Annotated in this window: 19 protein-coding genes; all 19 read left to right on the forward strand. The window is 45.0% G+C overall.

The features are described 5' to 3' along the window. The first annotated feature begins 10 nt into the window (after positions 1-10). The 19 genes from H9L42_RS00185 to H9L42_RS00270 all read left to right on the forward strand — a co-directional run bounded on the left by H9L42_RS00185 (position 11) and on the right by H9L42_RS00270 (position 19,149). A complete protein-coding gene (locus H9L42_RS00185; RefSeq protein ID WP_187301451.1) occupies positions 11-1,081 on the forward strand; it encodes a uroporphyrinogen decarboxylase family protein in 1,071 nt (356 codons plus the stop codon). A 28-nt stretch (positions 1,082-1,109) separates the two neighbouring features. Next, positions 1,110-1,757, forward strand: a complete 648-nt coding sequence (locus H9L42_RS00190; protein ID WP_187301452.1) for a corrinoid protein — start codon at positions 1,110-1,112, stop codon at positions 1,755-1,757. Between the two features lie 19 nt (positions 1,758-1,776). Then, on the forward strand, positions 1,777-2,922 hold the full coding sequence (locus tag H9L42_RS00195) for a double-cubane-cluster-containing anaerobic reductase (RefSeq protein WP_187301453.1): 1,146 nt from the start codon (positions 1,777-1,779) through the stop codon (positions 2,920-2,922). A 59-nt stretch (positions 2,923-2,981) separates the two neighbouring features. Next, entirely contained in the window at positions 2,982-3,998 is a 1,017-nt protein-coding gene (locus H9L42_RS00200; protein ID WP_187301454.1) for a uroporphyrinogen decarboxylase family protein, read from the forward strand. Between the two features lie 17 nt (positions 3,999-4,015). Further along, complete coding sequence (locus tag H9L42_RS00205) at positions 4,016-5,779, forward strand: ASKHA domain-containing protein (protein ID WP_243235581.1); 1,764 nt, start codon at positions 4,016-4,018, stop codon at positions 5,777-5,779. A gap of 528 nt (positions 5,780-6,307) precedes the next feature. Beyond that, positions 6,308-6,688, forward strand: a complete 381-nt coding sequence (locus H9L42_RS00210; protein ID WP_207734886.1) for a VOC family protein — start codon at positions 6,308-6,310, stop codon at positions 6,686-6,688. Positions 6,689-7,207: 519 nt separating this feature from the next. Further along, positions 7,208-8,002 carry a DUF6017 domain-containing protein gene (locus H9L42_RS00215; protein ID WP_187301456.1) on the forward strand — a complete coding sequence of 265 codons (795 nt, stop codon included), beginning with the start codon at positions 7,208-7,210 and terminating at the stop codon, positions 8,000-8,002. A 148-nt stretch (positions 8,003-8,150) separates the two neighbouring features. After that, positions 8,151-8,552, forward strand: coding sequence for a single-stranded DNA-binding protein (locus H9L42_RS00220; RefSeq protein WP_187301457.1), 402 nt, complete (start codon positions 8,151-8,153; stop codon positions 8,550-8,552). Between the two features lie 50 nt (positions 8,553-8,602). Continuing rightward, positions 8,603-8,791 carry a hypothetical protein gene (locus H9L42_RS00225; RefSeq protein WP_187301458.1) on the forward strand — a complete coding sequence of 63 codons (189 nt, stop codon included), beginning with the start codon at positions 8,603-8,605 and terminating at the stop codon, positions 8,789-8,791. Positions 8,792-8,819: 28 nt separating this feature from the next. After that, complete coding sequence (locus H9L42_RS00230; protein WP_187301459.1) at positions 8,820-9,608, forward strand: ParA family protein; 789 nt, start codon at positions 8,820-8,822, stop codon at positions 9,606-9,608. After that, complete coding sequence (locus H9L42_RS00235; RefSeq protein ID WP_187301460.1) at positions 9,608-10,711, forward strand: ParB/RepB/Spo0J family partition protein; 1,104 nt, start codon at positions 9,608-9,610, stop codon at positions 10,709-10,711. Before H9L42_RS00230 ends, H9L42_RS00235 begins: the two co-directional genes overlap by 1 nt. Positions 10,712-11,130: 419 nt before the next feature. Next, positions 11,131-11,391, forward strand: a complete 261-nt coding sequence (locus H9L42_RS00240; RefSeq protein WP_187301461.1) for a type II toxin-antitoxin system prevent-host-death family antitoxin — start codon at positions 11,131-11,133, stop codon at positions 11,389-11,391. Continuing rightward, positions 11,381-11,701 carry a type II toxin-antitoxin system RelE/ParE family toxin gene (locus H9L42_RS00245; RefSeq protein WP_187301462.1) on the forward strand — a complete coding sequence of 107 codons (321 nt, stop codon included), beginning with the start codon at positions 11,381-11,383 and terminating at the stop codon, positions 11,699-11,701. The genes H9L42_RS00240 and H9L42_RS00245 overlap by 11 nt, the downstream gene beginning before the upstream one ends. A 136-nt stretch (positions 11,702-11,837) precedes the next feature. Continuing rightward, positions 11,838-11,972, forward strand: a complete 135-nt coding sequence (locus H9L42_RS17220; protein ID WP_346726247.1) for a hypothetical protein — start codon at positions 11,838-11,840, stop codon at positions 11,970-11,972. Next, positions 11,953-12,096 carry a hypothetical protein gene (locus H9L42_RS17225; protein ID WP_346726248.1) on the forward strand — a complete coding sequence of 48 codons (144 nt, stop codon included), beginning with the start codon at positions 11,953-11,955 and terminating at the stop codon, positions 12,094-12,096. The genes H9L42_RS17220 and H9L42_RS17225 overlap by 20 nt, the downstream gene beginning before the upstream one ends. Positions 12,097-12,528: 432 nt before the next feature. Continuing rightward, on the forward strand, positions 12,529-14,235 hold the full coding sequence (locus H9L42_RS00255) for a fibronectin type III domain-containing protein (protein WP_187301463.1): 1,707 nt from the start codon (positions 12,529-12,531) through the stop codon (positions 14,233-14,235). Positions 14,236-14,318: 83 nt separating this feature from the next. After that, positions 14,319-15,032 carry a class B sortase gene (srtB, locus tag H9L42_RS00260; RefSeq protein WP_187301464.1) on the forward strand — a complete coding sequence of 238 codons (714 nt, stop codon included), beginning with the start codon at positions 14,319-14,321 and terminating at the stop codon, positions 15,030-15,032. A 16-nt stretch (positions 15,033-15,048) separates the two neighbouring features. Continuing rightward, complete coding sequence (locus H9L42_RS00265) at positions 15,049-15,219, forward strand: hypothetical protein (RefSeq protein ID WP_187301465.1); 171 nt, start codon at positions 15,049-15,051, stop codon at positions 15,217-15,219. Between the two features lie 168 nt (positions 15,220-15,387). Next, positions 15,388-19,149 carry a SpaA isopeptide-forming pilin-related protein gene (locus H9L42_RS00270; protein WP_187301466.1) on the forward strand — a complete coding sequence of 1,254 codons (3,762 nt, stop codon included), beginning with the start codon at positions 15,388-15,390 and terminating at the stop codon, positions 19,147-19,149. Positions 19,150-19,218 lie beyond the last annotated feature (69 nt).

Raw genomic sequence — 19,218 nt, forward strand, 5'->3', positions numbered from 1 at the left:
GATGAAAAGGATGCACAAAGACGATCAAATGACACCAAATGAACGAATGGCGGGTTTTTTTTCCGGTGAAGAGATTGACCGGCTGCCGGCGATGCCTTTTACAGTTTCAGTAGCGGGTAAAGTGGCGGGAATGACACACAGAGAAAAGAGAAGCTGTGCGAAAAATCAGGCACAGGGGCAGATTGCCTGTTATGAACGCTTTGGGAACGATGGTATGACGATTGAATATGGACTCCACGGCGTAGGAACAGCATGTGGCAGTATTACGAATGATCCGGAGGACGGGGTACCCGCTATTATGGATCATTTCCTGAAAAGTCTGGACGAGCTGGATAAACTGGATTTGGAAAAAATAAGAAAGAAAAATGATCCATGGCTTCAGCTTAACTATGAAGCTACAGAGATCTGTCTGGATAAATGGGGGCATGAAGTAGGTGTTTCGATCAGTATTCCAGGGCCTTTTACAGCAGCGTCCAGTCTGTTTCCAGTAGAAAAGATGCTTCGGCAGACAAGAAAACAGCCGGAAAAAGTACATGAACTTCTGCGGTTTTGCACAGACGCAGTTAAAATTGTAATCAAAGAATTTATCCCGACTGGAGCGGGAATGTTCCTATGCGATCCGATCGCTTCGGGCACAATTATTGACAGGAAAAATTATCGGGAATTTGTACTTCCATATACAAAAGAACTGATGGACTATACCCATGAGCTGGGAACGACAATGGGGTACCATATCTGTGGAGACACAACGGCTATTACGGCGGATATGCTGGAGTCAGGCTGTGATATTCTCAGTGTGGACAATCGGGTCGATCTTAAAACCGCTAAGGAAATTGCGGGCTCAAAAGTGCCAATTCTGGGGAACGTGGATCCGATTACGATTATGATGCAGGGTAGCCCTGATCAGGTGGACGAAGCGGTTAAAGAATGCCTGCGGAAGGCGTGGGATTCGCCAAAAGGCTATATCGTAAGCACAGGATGCGATATTCCAATCAATGGACCTCTTGAAAACATTGACCGATTTATGGAAGCGACACGGAAGTTTGCAAAATGTCCGCTGGATCCGGAGAATTTTAAATAAAAAAGCAGAGAAGAACAGGGAGGAAACGATGGTAAAAGAAGAATTATTAAAAAAGCTTTCAGACTGTGTTGTGGAAATGGAGGAAGAAGAGGCTGCCGAAACGGCAAAAGACTATCTGGAAGCGGGATATCCAGCTTTTGATGGAATTATGGACGGTCTGGTAGATGGTATGAACCGAGCCAGTGATTTATATGATGCAGAAGAATACTTTGTAACAGATGTCCTTTTGTGTTCCGACGCGATGTACGCGGGGCTGGATATTTTAAGACCGCACTTGCCGGACCAGGAGACAGAAGAAAAGAAAAAAGCTGTGATCGGTGTTGTGGAAGGCGATACTCACGACATCGGAAAAAACCTGGTAAAAATCATGCTGGAAACCGCAGGGTTTGAGATGTTTGATCTGGGGAGAGATGTACCTTTGGATTCTTTTGTAGAAAAGGCGAAAGAAGTGGATGCGGATCTAATCTGTATGTCTACATTAATGACAACAACGATGACAGGTATGAAAACGGTAATTGAAAAGCTGCAGGAAGAGGGAATACGGGATGCGGTAAAAGTTATGGTAGGAGGAAGTCCTATTTCACCGGGATATGCAAAGGAAATCGGTGCAGACGGATATTCGACAAATGCGGTAGAAGCGGTAAAAGTAGCGAAGAGCCTGCTGGCCATCGCATAGAAAAGAGGGAGGACGCTAAATGGATTTGAAAAAGAATTTACCAGAAATCTTCGATGATTTTGCGGAAGGAAGAAGAAATGCGTTTTTGAGTGTGAAAGAACAGAAGGATAAGAACATTCCTGTAATTGGGATTTTCTGCACCTATTTTCCGCAGGAGCTGGCGGTTGCTATGGGTGCGTCAGTTGTATCCCTGTGCGCGACCTCTGATGAAACGATTCCGGCGGCAGAAGAAGATCTGCCGAAAAATTTATGTCCGTTAATTAAATCCAGCTACGGATTTGGCAAAACGGATAAGTGTCCATTTTTTTTCTTTTCCGATCTGGTCGTAGGAGAAACCACCTGTGACGGAAAGAAAAAAATGTACGAATACATGGCGGAATTCAAACCGATTCATGTGATGGAACTTCCTAACCGGGTCAGCGAAGACGGACTTGTTCTCTGGAAAAATGAGATTATCCGTATGAAAGAAAAACTGGAAGAGGTTTTCGGCATCACGATTACAGAAGATGATATCCGCAAGGGTATCCAAGTGAAAAACGCAGAGCGTTCCGCAATTAAAAAGTTTTATTCGATTATGAAGGCGGACGAGCTTCCTGTCAGCGGTATGGATGTACAGAAAACCCTGGTGGGTACGACATTTAATTTCGATAGGGAAGCGATTCCAGCCCAAATGGACGAACTGATCAAACGAATTCAGGAAGAGGGAACGTGTCTGGAAAAACGGCCGCGTATTTTGATTACCGGATGTCCGATGGGAGGCGCGACTGAAAAGGTTGTTCAGATTATCGAAGATAATGGGGGCTGGTGTGTTGCTTTTGAGAACTGCACAGGAGCAAAGGCGATTGAGGAAAACGTGGATGAATCCATAGAAGATGTATATGAAGCTCTGGCGAAAAAATATATGAAAATCGGATGTTCTTGTATGGCGCCCAATGAAAACAGATTTGAGCTGCTAGGAAAGATGATCGATGAATATAAAGCGGACGCGGTCATTGATATGGAACTTTCCGCATGTCATACTTATGCGGTGGAGACAAGAAGAGTAAAGAAATTCGTAAATGATGAGAAAAAGATCCCCTATCTTTCCATTGAAACCGATTACTCATCTGCAGATATCGGGCAGCTGACAACCAGGATTTCCGCATTTATCGAAATGCTGAAATAAACTTTGAAAAATGGCGGGGCTGGGAGGCCCCGCTTTGTTGTAGAGAAAAGAGGTATGATATGATCACAGAAAAAGAGCGGCTCGCGGCAATTTTGGAACATAACAACTCTGGGCGTCCTCTCTGCATTTGCCCCGGAGGTATGATGAATATGATTGTAACGGAGCTGATGCAGCAGGCGGGAGCAGAATGGCCCCAGGCTCATACAGATGCGAAGGCAATGTCCAGACTTGCGGCGGCAAGCTATGAGACGGGATGCTTCGAAAACATAGGCGTCCCCTTTTGTATGACAGTAGAAGCCGAGGCAATGGGAGCAAAGGTGACATTGGGAACAAAACAGTTTGAACCGCATATTGAACGTTATGTGATCGATTCTGTCTCCCAGTGGAGGCAACTTCCCTGTGCTGATTTTCACACAGGACGAGGGAAAGTAGCATTAGAGGCTCTTATAGAGTTGAAGAAAAAATATCCACATGTTCCAATTGTAGGAAATCTGACAGGACCCATCAGTACGGCAGCCTCTCTGATGGAACCAACTGTGTTTTACAAAGAACTAAGAAAAAAGAAAGAGGATGCTCACAACTTTTTGAGGTTTGTGACAAAGCAGTTGATCTCTTTTGCCAATCTGCAGATTGAGGCCGGAGCTGATGTAATCGCCATTTCGGATCCGAGTGGAACTGGTGAGATTCTAGGGCCAGATCTTTTTGAGACGTTTACTGTTTCCTATCTAAACGAGCTGATCGAGCATCTACTGCCACAGAAAATGGCAGTAATTGTACATATCTGTGGGCAGATGAAGAGTGTGTATAAGCAGGTAAACGAAATCAAAGCAGATATACTCAGTTTTGATTCTATCGTTCCAATGAAAGAGGCGCGAATCAATCTTCCAGATCGAATTCTCATGGGAAATGTCAGTACTTATGCGCTGGAATTTGCAGAACCGGAGAAAATTCGGACGCTTACCCGCCATTGTGCCGAAGCGGGGAGCGATATCCTTGCACCGGCCTGCGGTCTGGGAACAAAGACTCCTCTGGTTAATATCCAGAGTATGATGGAAGAACTGAAAGGATTCGAATGATAATGGGAAAAATTTTTATGAAAGGGAAGAATGGGCACATTTTATATGAACCGGGGCAGACTCTAATGGAGACTCTTCTTCAGGAAGGGGTATTTATTAATAACTCCTGTAATGGGAAGGGAACTTGCGGGAAATGTAAAGTACGCGTTTTGGAAGGATATGAGAATGTGTATTCCCCATCCGAGCAGCGTCTGCTTCGCAAAGAGGAACAAGAAGAGAATATTCGGCTGGCTTGTCTTCTTGTTCCGGAAGGCGACATCAGGATTGAACTGCTGGAAGAAGAAACAAAACATGAAATACTTACTGAAGGAACTATTCCGCAATTCGATTTCTCACCAGAGATTACAGAAAAGACAGTGTGTATTCAAAAACCAGGGCTGGCAGATCAGACTCCGTTTGAAGAACAAATAAAACAGCAGCTCGATCTTCCGGAAATGAGTCTTTCTACTTTGAGGAAAATTGGAAAAGGAGAGGGCTTGTACCGCGCTGTCACTCATAGAAAACAATTGCTCAACCTGCAGGAGCTGCCAACTTCGGAGAAACTTTACGGTGTTGCGGTTGATATTGGGACAACAACCGTAGCGGCTTGTCTTGTAGATCTGGCCACAGGAATTGAATTGGCTCAGGCCGCAGTGATCAATGAACAAAAACAATATGGATTGGATGTGCTGACGAGAATCACCTATGAAATTGAAAATCCTCAGGAAGGAAGAAACCGTTTAAGACAGGCAATCACAGCTTCTTTAGATAAACAAATCAGACAGATGTGCGCGGAAGCAGGAATTGATTCAGATTCGGTTTATGAAATCACTATCAGCGCAAATAGTACAATGCTGCATATGTTTTTAGGTGTGAATGCTGTTTCTCTGGGAACCTCACCGTTTGCTCCGGTCTTCACAGCAGGTAGATATTTGAGCGCAGCAGATACAGGACTGAAAACGGCGGAAAACGCAGTGGTATACCTTTTGCCTGCGGTATCTTCTTATATCGGGGCTGATATTGTCGCTGGGGCATATGTATGCGGGCTGCAAAGAACCAACAGACGGGTTTTATTTATTGATATTGGGACAAATGGAGAGATTGTACTGGCTTCTGGCGGCAGACTTCTGAGTTGTTCTTGTGCGGCAGGGCCGGCTCTGGAAGGAATGAATATCCGCTCGGGAATGCGGGCAGCGGAAGGGGCGGTAGAGGATGTGCGTCTTACTCCTGAAGGCGCAGAGCTTAATGTAATTGGCGGAGGAAAAGCGAAAGGCTTTTGTGGAAGTGGAATACTAGCAGTCATTCGGGAACTTCTTAAAAACGGGTTGATTGAAAAAAACGGAACGCTTCTTAAACCGGAAAAGCTGGATGACAGTGACTGGCGAAAAAAATTTTTGCAGTTGAATGGAAAGAAAAGAGAAGTGGTTTTGGCACCGGAGTTAATCGTTACACAGTCCGATATACGCCAGGTACAGCTTGCGAAGGGCGCCATTTTGTCCGGGTTTTATGCACTCTTAAAACAAGCAGGAATTACGATGGAAGATTTGGACGAGGTCATTGTGGCGGGACAATTCGGCATGCATCTTCCGGTAGAAAGTCTGACTGGCACCGGAATCCTTCCGAAAGAAGTGGGGAACAGACTTACTTATGTCGGAAATTCTTCTAAAACAGGCGCCTATATGGCGCTTATGTCGGGCAGTGTAAAACGAGAGATGGAAAAATTGGCGAAGAAAATGGAATACATGGAATTAAGCGCTTCTCAAGGATACGAACGTTTATTTTCTCAGTGCCTGCAATTTTAAGGGGAAGATGCTATCGATTCTTTTTTAGCAGAAGAAGAAAATTTAGTCAAAAATGGTGTAGTAGCCTTTAAATGATGGATTTTAACAAAAATAAGGTGGATATTTACACAGAAGGGCAAATGTTAACCTTCATTTTTTATTCCGAAACAAATTATTTGGAGTTAGAGTTTTTGTGTTTAGGGAAATTGTAAAAATGCAAAAGTTGCTTACAGAAATTACCGGGCTGCAGATCACGGAGCGGGACAGAACACGGAATGTATAAATAATTAAAAAAAGAAATAAAAATTTGTCCAACTTTCCGCGTCCGCCTATGGAATTTGTCCAATTACTGAAATTTTATCTATTTGGACACGTTTTTTGAGAGAGACAGGCTGCAAGCCGGGCGAATTCTTCTGTCAGACAGCCTGTAACCATTGGAATCAGATAGGAAATGTCAGAGCCTTTTCTGCGTCTGTCCCCGGGAGGCTTCTTATTTACAGGCAGAGGGCGGCGCGGTATAATTAAGAAAAAAGGATGCGGGTGATTGTTATGAAAATCAAAGTCGAATATTCCACCATGATCGTCAGGAACATGGAAGAATCCGTTACATTTTACAGGGATGTGCTGGGCTTTCAGGAAGGGTATCATGTGGATACACCGGACGGAGGCCATATTACGATTATGGAAAGCGAAGGCGGAGCTAGTGTGGAGCTGATTGAAAACCCCAACTTTGGAGTGGGGTTGTACTCTGTGGGAACGGATGTGGAAGACCTGGATGAAACCATCCGACATTTAGAAGAAAAAGGGTACAAAACTACAGGGCCTGTGGTTCCGACGACCGTGGGGCGGATGACTTTTGTGCTGGATCCCAATGGCGTACGGATCTGTCTGATCGAACATTCCAGAGAATATAAGGACAAATACAGGTAACGCGAACGGCTGTCTATTGAAAGAAACCGGAAAATTTTCTGAAAAAATTAGCACTCACCTCTTGTTATAACGGAGTGGTTTTCATCTTGTATCATCATGTAGTAAAATGGCTATTTTTCAATGGTTCTAAAGGGAACTGAAATTCATCAGACTGCATCAGGTTTCATATATTTACATAAAAATGGTGTAGTGAATGGTGTAGTGGGATTACTATCTGGATCTTGCTTTTTATAATATTGATGGAGTGCTATATACTGATTGAGTTGAAGTGTGGACAGGGAAACAATTCGATAATCGGCACTCTGTTGTGCTTGGAAACGGATGAAGGCATTACCCGATATTCATGGCAATGAGTAGCAAAAAGGAACCCTTTTATAAGCAGTATTCGATACTGTAGGAAGGGGAAGAAACAGCCGTCATAGACGGGTATTTAATTGGATAGAGTTTTGTATAGGTGTTTCAAAGAGAGACATCTATTTTTTATTGGAAGGAAATAGAAACGATAGAGAGGAACTATATATGGCAGTCTTCCGAGTAGAAAAAACAAAGGATTTTACCTTGATGTCCAACCATCATTTAAAAAATAAGAAACTTACGTTAAAAGCAAAGGGGTTGCTGTCCCTGATGCTGTCCCTGCCGGATTCCTGGGACTATACGTTGAAAGGTCTGGCGTCAATTTGTAGTGAAGGGATCGACGCAATTCGGACTGCAGTCAAAGAACTGGAACAGGAAGGATATATTGAGCGGAATCAGATTCGAAATGAAAAGGGACGCATTCAGGATCTCGAATACATCATATATGAAAGGCCTCGGATGCTGTATCCAGATTCGGAAGAACCAGAATTGGAAAATCCAATCCTGGAAGAACCAATCCTGGAGAATCCAACACAATTAAATACTAAAGAATTAAAAACGAAACAAAGAAAGGATCCATCGATCTATCCATCGGAAGTAGCATGGGAACGAGAGGAAACCAATGAAATCCGGAACAGGATTCAATATGATCGATTGATTCAGGAGTATGAGGAAAAAGGGATTCAGGAATTGGTGGATCTGATCGATGAGATACAGGAAGCCTGTCGCTGTAATACGGAAATCCGGATTGGAGAACATCGATTTCCTTCCGGGTTTGTGCGAAAGCGATTTCAGGCGCTTGAGTATGACCATATCTGTTATGTGATGGAATGTCTGAGTCAGGTCAGAGGGAGAATCAGCAACATCAAATCTTACTTGCTGGTAACGATGTTTAATGCGGCGGGAACAATCCAGCAGTATTATGAGGCGGAAGTTCGACATGATTTTCGAGCCCTATGAAAGGTAATCGAAAAAGGATGAATCCATTTTCGATTACCTTGTATGGTGACAGTCGGACTGTTCCCCGATTGTTGGAATGGATTACTGCCGTAAGTTTTAATCGGAAGTTAGACCGATAAGGAAATTAGGAATAGAGAGGGAAAAAGAAATGAATCATGCTGTATTGATTGGAAGATTAACCAGAGACCCGGAAGTCAGGTATACTCCCGAAACACAGACGGCAGTTGCCAGATTCAGTGTTGCGATTGACCGACCTGTACGTTCAGACGGGGAAAAACAGACCGATTTTCCGAAGGTTGTAGTTTTTGGCAAGCAGGCAGAAAATTGTGGACGATTTTTGCGAAAAGGAAGGCTGGTCGGAGTCCAAGGACGGATACAAACGGGCAGATATACGAATAAAAATGGAGATACTGTGTATACGACTGAGGTTTTTGCCAATCATGTAGAATTTTTAGATTGGGGAAAGAAAGAGTCGAACGAAGTAAAGGCAGAATCAGTGAATGTACCAGAGGAATTTGAACATATGATGGATGAAGAGATTCCGTTTTAAAGTAGGAAGTAAAAGCAATTGTGTACAGAGAAAAGAGAAGGAAGAGAAACATGGTAAAATTTGAATTTTATATATCGGACGATAAGTTTGAGCAATTATATATGCAAAAGGACGCAGAAGGAAAAGAAGGCTGGACAGGAAACGAATTTGCGCGTGAACTACTTTTACGGCAGTTGGCGAAATACAAGGTAAAAAGAACAGAACGCTCAGGAGATAAAGTCGTAAAACGAAAAGGTTGAAGTTGAGAAACGGAAAGGAAAAAAGAAGATGGGGAAAGTAATCGCAATCTGTAATCACAAAGGCGGTGTCGGAAAAACCACAACGACCTTAAATATGGCAGCACAGATGGCAACAATGGGAAAGCGAGTATTGGTGCTGGATTTTGACGGCCAGGCAAATCTGACGTTAGCTTGTGGAATTGAGGATTTTGAAAAGCTGGACGCAACGATCGCGGGGGTATTAGACGATCTGATTCAGGAAGGAGAAACCGAGCGACCTATGCCCATTTATCAGGTACAGGAATGTCTGGAATTGATTCCGGCGAATACTGCGCTGGCTGCGACCAATCAGGAACTCATTAAGGCCATCGCACGGGAGTGGGTTCTGCATACGGCGCTGGAACCAATTCGCAATCAGTACGATTATATCTTAATTGATTGTGCTCCATCGTTAGGGATTGATCTGCTCAATGCGCTGGTGGCAGCGGATGAGGTATTGATTGTAACCAACCCGGCGCGATTTTCGGAGAGAGGAACCCATCAGCTTCTAAGAACCATTAAAATGGTACAGAAGTTGTTAAATAAGGAGCTGACCATTGCAGGGTCTTTATTTAACCGGGTGGATCGGCGGACTCGACTAGCGCGGGACATTATGGCTCTGATGAGGGAAAACTGGGGAACAGAACTGCATTTGTTTGATACGGAAATCCCAAATTCCATCCGTATCGATGAAAGTCAGGCCATGGGGGTTCCATTGATCATGTATCAACCGGAAAGCAAACCGGCGAAAGCGTATCAGGAATTTGTCCGAGAATATTTGCAGGGAGAGGAAAGGTGATGAGAAAAATGAAATATAATCGGAATGTTTTACAGACGAAAGTAGAACGGGATATTCAGGAGCTACAGCAGGCGGAGCCAGAACGGAGCGAACATGCTGGGCTCAATCAAATGTTTCGGATTAACCCCAAATTGGAAGATGTGGTGGAAGTACCGCTGGAAGAAATCCGGGATTTTGGAGGGAGCTACGGCACGAACCGGTTCCAGATTCGTCAGGCAAAAGTGGAGGAAGTAGCAAAATCCATTCAGGTTTCCGGTATTTTGACGCCCTGTATCGTAAGAAATGATAAAAGTGGACTGGCAAAGTATGAGTGCATTGCGGGACATACCAGAAGGAAAGCCGCGGAACTGGCAGGGAAAAGAACCATTCCGGTTATTATCCGGGACTGTAGTGATGAGGAAGCGGTGGAGATGATGGCTGCAACCAACCAGCAGCGGGAAGATTTGCTGCCCAGTGAAAAAGGCTGGATTTATCGGATTGAATATGAATCCATGAAAAGAAAAGCCGGTCGAAGAAATAGTTCCCAAGTTGGGAACCAAACAGGGAGGGAAGCTGAGGGAGAGAATGGTTCCCAAGTTGGGAACCAAAAGAAAACGATTGACCTTTTAGCAGAGAAGAGTGATGAAAGCAAAAATCAAATCTTAAGATACATTCGCTTAACCTATCTGGAAAGATTTTTAAGTGAACAGGTGGATACAAAGAAACTTGCCGTCAATGCTGCAGTGGAACTATCTTACTTAACCGAAAAGGAACAGTTTCACGTTCATTCCTGTATAGTTGCAGATCGAAAAAAGGTACGGATTGAACAAGCTAAAATGTTGAAGCAGCGATCCCAGCAGGCGCAAAAAGAAGGCCGGGAACTAACCGTGGATGAAATTACAGAGGTGCTAAGTATGGAGGAGCCGAAACAAGAATCTGAAGGGTGGAAGTTATCCTTACCGCCTCTGTTCCGACAGTACCTCCCGCGGGACTTTGATGGACAGAATTGGAAACAGCTGGCATATATTGAGCAGACCTTGCTGGTATGCAAACGCGATCCGGATCTGCAGCGGAAGATACGGGATGCAATGAACGCAACAGGAGGAATGACAGCCCAGTCGTAACAAATTCGTGTGTAAAGCGGATGTTTGCTACGATGCTTGCCAAAAGGCGTTACCTGCCATGCAAAAAGAAAAAGCATAGTAAGCACTGGGAAAATCTTTGCGAGCATCTGCCAAAAGGTTTTCCCGATTTCAATCCTTCTTCTTTCATACTGGTGATTTGGAAGTCCAGGAATTGGCAGAACAAAACATCGCATTCCTGGATGTTCCAATGAAAGCAGTCCGTAAGAAGAATAACATATTGTATTTGCCAGATTCCGGGTCAACCCTCCCCGGTTAATTGAATCATAGTGGAATGACAGGAAACACACAGGGGGAAATGAGCAGAAAATCGGAAGAAAACTGCTGTAAAATTTGATATTGAATTTTACAGCAGAAAGAGATATACTGAAGAAAAAAGAATGATGCAGGGAGGGAGCAGGATGCCGAATATTAAACCAATTTCAGATTTAAGAAATTACAGCGAGGTGCTTCGAGATGTATCCGTAGGTGCACCTGTGTTTCTTACAAAAAATGGGCGAGGCCGCTATGCGATCCTGGATATCCAGGACTATGAGAAGGCAAACGCAACCTTAAAACTGATGGATGAACTTGCGAAAGGGAAACAGTCCGGAGAGGAAAAGGGATGGCGTACCGCTTCGGAAGTACGGGCGCATTTCCAGGAAAAAGCAAATGAAGACTAAAATTCGGTATGCCCCGGAGGCAGAAACGGATCTGGAGCAAATTTGGGACTATTTACTTTCTGAATTAGCTAGCCCACAGGCTGCAGAGCAGACGGTAACTCAGATTTTAGATACAGTGGATTCGTTAGAGGATTTTCCGAAGCGGGGAACTCCGCTTTCTGCTGTGACCGATGTAGAAAGTGGCTATCGGTTTCTTTTGAGTGGTCCTTATATCGTGTTTTATCGCATAGAGAAGGATGCGATCTATATTGACCGGATTTTACATGAAAAACAGGACTTTCTTCGGATTTTATTTTCAGATTTGCAGTAGTGGAATTTTTAGGTTTCACGTTGTTAAACTGAGGGGTTTCCGAAAAAATTTCAATAGTAAATAAATCCGAAGATTCTTTTTGTGATGGGATAACTATGGTGTAATTAGAACATCAAAAGAAAGGAAAAGTGTGGATATGCCACAGATCATTCCGATTAAAAAGTTAAAGAATACCGCAGCTTTCCGAACCATGCCATTCCACCACCGAACCGATTTTCACTACGAAAAATGGATATGGGGATATGGTATTGATGAGCATGGAAGCGTATGAAGAAGCGTTCTTAAAGCTGAAGCTATATCAGGAACTGGAAATTTCCGAGCAACAGATCCAGGAGGGAAAGGTTATGGATGCGAAAGACTCCCTTGCAAGATTGAAGGCGAAATATGAATTATAAACGGGTTGTAACCGAGAGGGCAGAAGATACAGCTGGATCGGATCTTACGCTATCTTTTGGAGCGTTTTCACAGTAAACAGGCGGCAAGAGCTTTGATGGAGGATGTAGAACGCACCTATGCAAAATTGGAATATATGGCAGGGGCGGTGCAGTTGTGCGAGGATCCGTTTTTAGCAGGAAAGGGATATATTTCTGCTTCTTTATGGTAGTATGGACATTACTCCGTTTCTTTTTCCTGGTTGAAAGGCCTTGCAAAGAGAAGAATCGGATCCAATATCTGCAGTATCTGCCGGGACATGGGTCACATGGACTCCGCCTGTCATACCATCTTTCTTTTCTGGCATTGGACATCGAACAACACGCCGGAAAATCGGATGAAAAAACAGTGCCCAGTGTGTTACAATAAAGGAAAGGAGACAATGGAGATACAACATGGAGAAGAAACGAAAAGGGGCGGTTGCGATTCTGGCTCTGTTTACGGTTCTGACCGTTGGTACGACCATGCTTCTGCCGGCAGAAGTATCCGCAGCCAGCCGACCTGCAAAAGTGAAAAGCCTGAAAGTCAGCAGCGCTGGGTACAACAGCTTGAAAATAAGCTGGAAGAAAGCAAAGCGGGCAAAAGGCTATCAGATCTACCGTGCGACGAAAAAAAACGGGAAATATAAAAAGGTAAAAACAATAAAGAAAGCGAAGACGGTATCGTGGACAAACAAGAAGCTAACAACTGGAACACGGTACTATTATAAAGTCCGGGCATATAAAGGGAGCCGAAAGGGAAGCTTTTCTACAAAGAAAAGTGGTGTTCCAAAACTTTCTAAGACCGGCGGTGTGAAAGCAAGTGCCGCCTCCAGTTCTGCAATCAAGGTGAGCTGGAACAAGACTGCTGGAGCAAAGGGGTACCAAATTTATCGCGCAACCAGTAAAAGCGGATCTTACAGTAAAGTAAAGACTACTAGCGCGGCAAGCTATACGAATACAGGACTTGCGGCCAGCAAGACCTATTATTATAAAGTACGCTCTTACCGCAAGGTAGGAAAATCCACAAAGTACAGCAGTTTTTCCAGTGTTGTATCGGCGAAGACGAAGGCAAAGGCAGCCGCAACTACGCCAACGAATCCTGCAGAGCCGACAAACCCAACAACCCCTGCAGAACCGAGTGAACCGGAAGAAACGAACACTTTGAAAGTGATTGATCGAGAGACGGGGAAAGAGGTGACAGAACTTCAGGCAGGAAAAATTTATGATGTAGAATCAAGTAGTACGGTATATATCGGAACGGATAAGAGTACCGTTGGTGCAGCTGCATCTGCGAATAAAGCTGCACAAATTTGCCACTATGCAAGAAGAGAGTTGCATCCTGTTTCACAAGGAGTTTTTTGGCTGAAGAATGAAGATGGAGTTCGCTCTTATAAAGTGACAAAAGGCACAACGATTCAGACAGGTGGACTGAATATTGAACTGGGCGGATCCGTTCCGTCTGGATACAGTGAACAGTATGAATCCCCTTATGGAGATACGCAATATGTGTATCAGAAAAATACAGAGAACCTGCTTTTCATAGGTGCGAAAAATGGAGCGGTTAAAACGGTTTTCACTATGGGGAATTACCGTATGAATACAGATGAGGCATACCTGTCTGTCGAAACCACCGAGTTTGGAGGCACCACCATTCAGCCGGTTCGATATTACAGTGAGCAAACCACGGGAGGAACATTGAACCCCACTGCTGCAGAACTTGCGAATGAAGAAATTCTTGCAAACTATGTGGCAAATGCGGTAAGGCTGAAACAGGATTCCGGGATCCTGGAGATTAATCAGAAATTAACACAGGGTGCGGAGGAGCAGTCGGTGCGGGTATCGGAATGGATCGGCGATTCTGAATACTGGCACTATATTGGAGGGAATCCCGGGGAGCGGTATGGCGCACTGGGAGTTGAAGATGTGAATGAAAATATTACAAGTGGGGGAATGGGAAGCAAGCATTGTGTTGCGGTTCAGGCGGTTGAGAATTTCTATAAGTCTGCAGGGCATGTACAGAACCTGCTGGATGAATCCCACCAGTTCATTGGAACCGGAATCGTATATAATGGAGCCGATAACTTTACGGTGACCCAGGCTTATGCCGACCCGCAGTCTTAACATCCTCACAAAACATTTGCAACAAAAAGGCGTTGAGCAATCAGCGTCTTTTTTTCTTGGAGAAAAACGGAAAGGAATTCAGAATGAAATATCTACGAAGGCTGCTGCTTGTATTACTCGCCCTTATTTTCCTGGTTTCGGCATTTCTGGTTGGCCGCTATGTCTGGCAGAGCTTCCAGACCCAAAGGGACTTTCAGCAGCTTCAGGAAGAAAAAAGCAAGAACCGGGATCTGAAAGCACTATGGAACCGGAATCCCGATCTGATCGGATGGATTACCATTGCGGGAACGGAGATTGACTATCCGGTGATGCAGACGAAAGAGGAACCGGAGTTTTATCTGCGGAGAAATTTCAAAAAGGAATACAGCCTTGCAGGAACGCCGTTTCTGGACGCAGCCAGTGATGTGGCCCTTCCGACTTCCAACTGGCTGCTTTACGGGCATAACATGCAGGACGGAACCATGTTCCACGATCTGCTGAACTACGCGGAGGAATCCTTTTATCGGAAGCACCCAACGGTTTCCTTTGAGACGGTCCGCGATGGAGCCGAAACCTATGAAATCATCGCGGCCTTTTACGCAGAAGTGGATACGGAAGGATTTCGATATTACGACTATGCAAAAATGACCACTCCGGAGGACTATACCACCTATGTCCGGGAAGTGAAGGCGGCTTCCTGCTATGATACCAAAAAGACGGCGGTATATGGAGAGCAGCTGCTGACCCTTTCCACCTGCAGCTATCATGTTCCGGATAAAAAGGGACGCTTTGTCGTGGTGGCGAAACAAAAAATCTGAGAAAGGAGGTGCGGCTATGAGTTGGAATCCGGTTTTGTGGAATCCGTTGCTTCGTGTTTCTGATTTTGCCATGGAACTGGAGTGGGAGCGACGGTATGGCCGGGATGTTTTCCTGAGCGGGAAGGATGCTCCGGAAGACTGGCAGGAAGACGACCTGGAAGAAGGGGGGAAGGAAAAGGACGAATGAAAGATATTCGCAAGAGGGAGAAGATCCCATGAGGGGATCCCTCCGGTCACAAACAATAGAAATACACCTCATTTGAAAGGACTTTGGAAACAGAGTCCTTTTTCTTTTGCAAAAGAAGTTAACACTACAGAACCAAAACTTAATCGATTAAGAAGGAGAGAGACAGAAATGTTTCAAAAACAACAAGTTGTAACCCATCCGGCAAGGAGAATCCTGGTCCTGCTTCTGGCACTGCTTCTGCTGTGCGGAACTCCAACCTGGGCCAGTGCGGACAGTATCAGTAGCACTAGTAACGGTACCGTTCAAACCGGGGATACGGTGCAGGTAGAAGGGACCAATGCGACGGCCAAACAGGAACTGCAGGAGATGGAAGAAACCGGCGGTGCGGTACTCTTTTCCACAGAAGCGACCCCGATGGCGGCAAAAGACAACGTGGAGCTGACGTATACCCGGACAATTCAGTACGAAGGCTACTTTACAAGAAATTTTCGCGTTAAAGTGGATGGAAAAACCAAAGTGGCTTACTGTGTGCAGCCAAAGGAAACCCCTCCTGATCAGGGAAATCATACGGCAGAAGACTACAATAATGCACTCATGACGAAAGCACTGTACTATAGCTACGGCTATGCTGGTTATGATAAGCATACAAAACAGTATGTGTCGAAGAAAGACGACGATGATGACTGGACAGACGATGATGGAGCCTATGCGCTTTGTCATATGATTTTAAGCTATTTATATGATAAAAGCAGTGCGGATTCAGACGCTTTCAACGGCGTCAGCAGCGATACGATTAAGCTGGTCAAGCAGGTTGCGGATAAAATCGAGAATGACTGGCCGGATGCGCCAACGGATTCCACGTTGACGTTAAATCATGACAGCGTCGATGCTACCTGGCAGCAAGCGGATCAGGAGCAGAAAACACCGACCTTTCGGTTGACTGCTCATGAAGATAACCGGATTAATATCAAGCTTCCAGAGGGCGTAAAGATTCATCGTACACGGAACGGAAACACACAGACCTTTGGAAATCAAAGAACTATAAAAATTTACGGAGGTGACAGTTTCTACTTTACGGCGGATAAGTCCGTTCGGGGGACATGGAAATCGGGAAATCTGGAAGGCTCCCTGACCTCTTTTAATCCCTACATCATTCGTGTTACCGGCCATCAGAACATCGTGTTCTGTGGAACGGGAGAAACCAATAAGGTATCATTTTCCGTCAACTGGGTGGAATGGGGCTATCTGAAAGTCACAAAGAGCCTGGAAGACGGGCAGAAGATGATCGATCTTGGCATCAATCTGTATGACGGAATCACCTTTTCTCTGACTGGAAATGGAGAAAACCGGACACTGACGCCAAACAAAAATGGAGAACTGACAGACAGCTCCGGAGAGTATCCACTTGAGCTGCTCCCCGGCACCTACATCCTGACGGAAACCTCGGTTCCGGATCGCTACAGGGAAAAATTAGTGCAACAGTTTACTGTTACCGGTGGACAGACCACGACGGGCGATCTGAAAAATATCACGAAAAAAGGAAATTTCAGCCTCATCAAAGTCTATGATAAGGACCTGGACGATGATTCTTCCTTAGTGTTCGACCGGGAGGAAGGGGTCGTGTTCCGCGTTTGGGACTACAGTTATTATGATAATCGTTGGGATTACGAAGATGTTCCTGATTTATTTAAAGACGAAATTACCACAAATGCCCAAGGGGAAGCGAAAACCAAAGAGCTTCCTATCGGCCATTATGTGGTCCAGCAGGTAACGAAAGATAAGAATCACTGGGCAGTGGATGACTTTGAAATTGATATTACGGATAAAGAAACCACCACTCAACCAATAGAAATTATCGGCAATGTAAAAACAGAAATTCCGGTTAAATTTGTCAAAGTGGATGCGGAAACCGGAGAGGTTGTGAAAGTAGCTGGAACTCAGTTCCAGGTCTATGATATGAAAGGAAATCTGATTGTCCAGCAGGACATCAAAGGAAACCGCGTAGATACCTTTACGACCGATGCAAAAGGGGAAGCCTGGATGGTGGGCACCTTACTTGCCGGAGACTATCAGGTGGTAGAAGTGAAAGCTCCACAGGGTTATGCTCTTGCAAAAGAACCGGTGAAATTCAGTGTGACCTCGGACACCGAAAAAGGGGAAACCATTGAGGTCAAAGTAGCGGATAAACCACAGAAAGTAGAACTGGTGCTGCATAAGCAGGCGGAAGAATTTGTAACCGGCGATAAAAGTTATTCTTATGAAAAGGTTGCAATGCCTTTCGTGAAATTTGACTTGGTTGCGGCTGCCGATATCGTAACACCGGACGGAAGTACCCGCCTGAAAGCGGGAGAGACCGCTCAGGAGGGCATGCTGACGAATGAGCAGGGAACGGTGAAAAGCGATCCGCAGTATCCTGGTGACTATAACGTGGTAGAAAAAGGACTGTACAGCAAACTTCGTACCTATACACTGAAGGAAGGTGATGTGACCAACCTTCTGACTAACTGGCAGCTTGCTCTGCAGAACGCTGGCGAATCCCTTCCGGAACAGGATGTGCAGGATGCGTTCCGGGCCGCTCTGGAAGGAACCCTGACCAGTGAGTATCAGATTGATAAAAATGGCGATACTTCGTGGAGTAAACCGGAAAGTGATACCGAGTTTGCCTTTGATGAAACGCAGGCAGAAGTACTGGAAGCTTATCTGAAGGATCTGCCTGAAAATCAGGTGGAAGAAAGCTGGAAGGAGCTACCACTTGACCGATATCGGGTCCCGGAAGATGGAATCGTTGCGTCCGTTACTCTGAAGGCAGGGGATCCGAGCCAGGAAGTCATCCAGCAGGAGCTGACGATTGTGAATGAACTGAAAAAAGGCGAGCTGGAGTTGACCAAGACGGATATCAGTAATGGGGAGCCGCTTCCGGATACCGGAATGCGGATTTATCTCGCAGATAAAGAAACGGTGATTTTCGAGGGTCGGACCGATTCGGATGGAAAAATCATGCTGAAGGATCTGGTGGAAGGCTCCTATTATTATCAGGAATTCGATGCGCTAGAAGGCTATCTGATCGATGATGGTTTGTATCCATTTGAAATCAAAGATGGCGAAATCACGAAATGCGAGATGACGAATAAATTGCAGATGGGAATCATCGAGCTGCAAAAAGGCGGTGAAACCTACAAAATTAAGAATAAGAAAAAGTATGTTTACACCAAAACCAATGCTCTTGCGAACGCCGCCTTTGAAGTAGTAGCTGCGGAGGATATTAAAAGCCCAACCGGAAAAATCTATGCGCGGAAAGATGTGACCATCGCTACCATCACCACCGATGAAACCGGAAAAGCGGTGACACCGGAGATCCATCTGGGGAGCTATATCCTAAGAGAAACAAAAGCGCCGGAAGGTTATGTGACCTGTAAGGATATTCCGGTTACGTTAACGGCGGATGGAACAACCGAAGTGGTGAAGGTAAACGTGAAAGCGGAAAATCGCCTGGCGAAGGGCACGGTGGAAATCACCAAGACGGATATCAGTAATGGGGAGCCGCTTCTGGATACCGGCATTCAGATTTATGACAAGGATAAGAACGTCATTCTGAAAGGCCGAACCGATAAAGATGGAAAGCTGACTTTCAAGAAACTGCCGGTTGGCATTTATTATTTCCAGGAATTCGACGCGCCGGAAGGATATAAAATCAAGGAAGATCTCTACCAGTTCGAGATCAAAAACGATGGAGACATTGTGAAATGTAAGATGACGAACAAAGCAAAAGACGGCACAATCGAGATTACGACGACCGATAAAAACGGCAATGTGGTGCAGACGGGGGATGAATTCCCGTTGCTTGCACTGCTTTGCCTGATGGCAGGAGCCGGAATTTTATTCTTTGTAGTGTATCGTATGAGAAAACGGGAAGGCTCAGACGAAGCGTAGGGTTTTCGAAATAAAAGAGATGGGAAGGGGCTGCTTTGGTGGCCTCTTTCCTGTCTAAAAAAGAGTTTC

The organism is Zhenpiania hominis (assembly GCF_014333425.1).
GTDB classification, from domain to species: domain Bacteria; phylum Bacillota; class Clostridia; order Peptostreptococcales; family Anaerovoracaceae; genus Hominibacterium; species Hominibacterium hominis.

Excerpts from the sequence above, each read along its gene's own strand:
- H9L42_RS00240 (WP_187301461.1), top strand. The coding sequence starts at position 11,131 with ATGCCGAATATTAAACCAATTTCAGATTTAAGAAATTACAGCGAGGTG.
- srtB (WP_187301464.1), top strand. The coding sequence starts at position 14,319 with ATGAAATATCTACGAAGGCTGCTGCTTGTATTACTCGCCCTTATTTTC.
- H9L42_RS00270 (WP_187301466.1), top strand. The coding sequence starts at position 15,388 with ATGTTTCAAAAACAACAAGTTGTAACCCATCCGGCAAGGAGAATCCTG.
- H9L42_RS00265 (WP_187301465.1), top strand. The coding sequence starts at position 15,049 with ATGAGTTGGAATCCGGTTTTGTGGAATCCGTTGCTTCGTGTTTCTGAT.
- H9L42_RS00225 (WP_187301458.1), top strand. The coding sequence starts at position 8,603 with ATGGTAAAATTTGAATTTTATATATCGGACGATAAGTTTGAGCAATTA.
- H9L42_RS00255 (WP_187301463.1), top strand. The coding sequence starts at position 12,529 with ATGGAGAAGAAACGAAAAGGGGCGGTTGCGATTCTGGCTCTGTTTACG.
- H9L42_RS17220 (WP_346726247.1), top strand. The coding sequence starts at position 11,838 with ATGCCACAGATCATTCCGATTAAAAAGTTAAAGAATACCGCAGCTTTC.
- H9L42_RS00220 (WP_187301457.1), top strand. The coding sequence starts at position 8,151 with ATGAATCATGCTGTATTGATTGGAAGATTAACCAGAGACCCGGAAGTC.
- H9L42_RS17225 (WP_346726248.1), top strand. The coding sequence starts at position 11,953 with ATGAGCATGGAAGCGTATGAAGAAGCGTTCTTAAAGCTGAAGCTATAT.
- H9L42_RS00210 (WP_207734886.1), top strand. The coding sequence starts at position 6,308 with ATGAAAATCAAAGTCGAATATTCCACCATGATCGTCAGGAACATGGAA.
- H9L42_RS00190 (WP_187301452.1), top strand. The coding sequence starts at position 1,110 with ATGGTAAAAGAAGAATTATTAAAAAAGCTTTCAGACTGTGTTGTGGAA.
- H9L42_RS00205 (WP_243235581.1), top strand. The coding sequence starts at position 4,016 with ATGAAAGGGAAGAATGGGCACATTTTATATGAACCGGGGCAGACTCTA.
- H9L42_RS00185 (WP_187301451.1), top strand. The coding sequence starts at position 11 with ATGCACAAAGACGATCAAATGACACCAAATGAACGAATGGCGGGTTTT.
- H9L42_RS00245 (WP_187301462.1), top strand. The coding sequence starts at position 11,381 with ATGAAGACTAAAATTCGGTATGCCCCGGAGGCAGAAACGGATCTGGAG.
- H9L42_RS00230 (WP_187301459.1), top strand. The coding sequence starts at position 8,820 with ATGGGGAAAGTAATCGCAATCTGTAATCACAAAGGCGGTGTCGGAAAA.
- H9L42_RS00215 (WP_187301456.1), top strand. The coding sequence starts at position 7,208 with ATGGCAGTCTTCCGAGTAGAAAAAACAAAGGATTTTACCTTGATGTCC.
- H9L42_RS00195 (WP_187301453.1), top strand. The coding sequence starts at position 1,777 with ATGGATTTGAAAAAGAATTTACCAGAAATCTTCGATGATTTTGCGGAA.
- H9L42_RS00235 (WP_187301460.1), top strand. The coding sequence starts at position 9,608 with ATGAGAAAAATGAAATATAATCGGAATGTTTTACAGACGAAAGTAGAA.
- H9L42_RS00200 (WP_187301454.1), top strand. The coding sequence starts at position 2,982 with ATGATCACAGAAAAAGAGCGGCTCGCGGCAATTTTGGAACATAACAAC.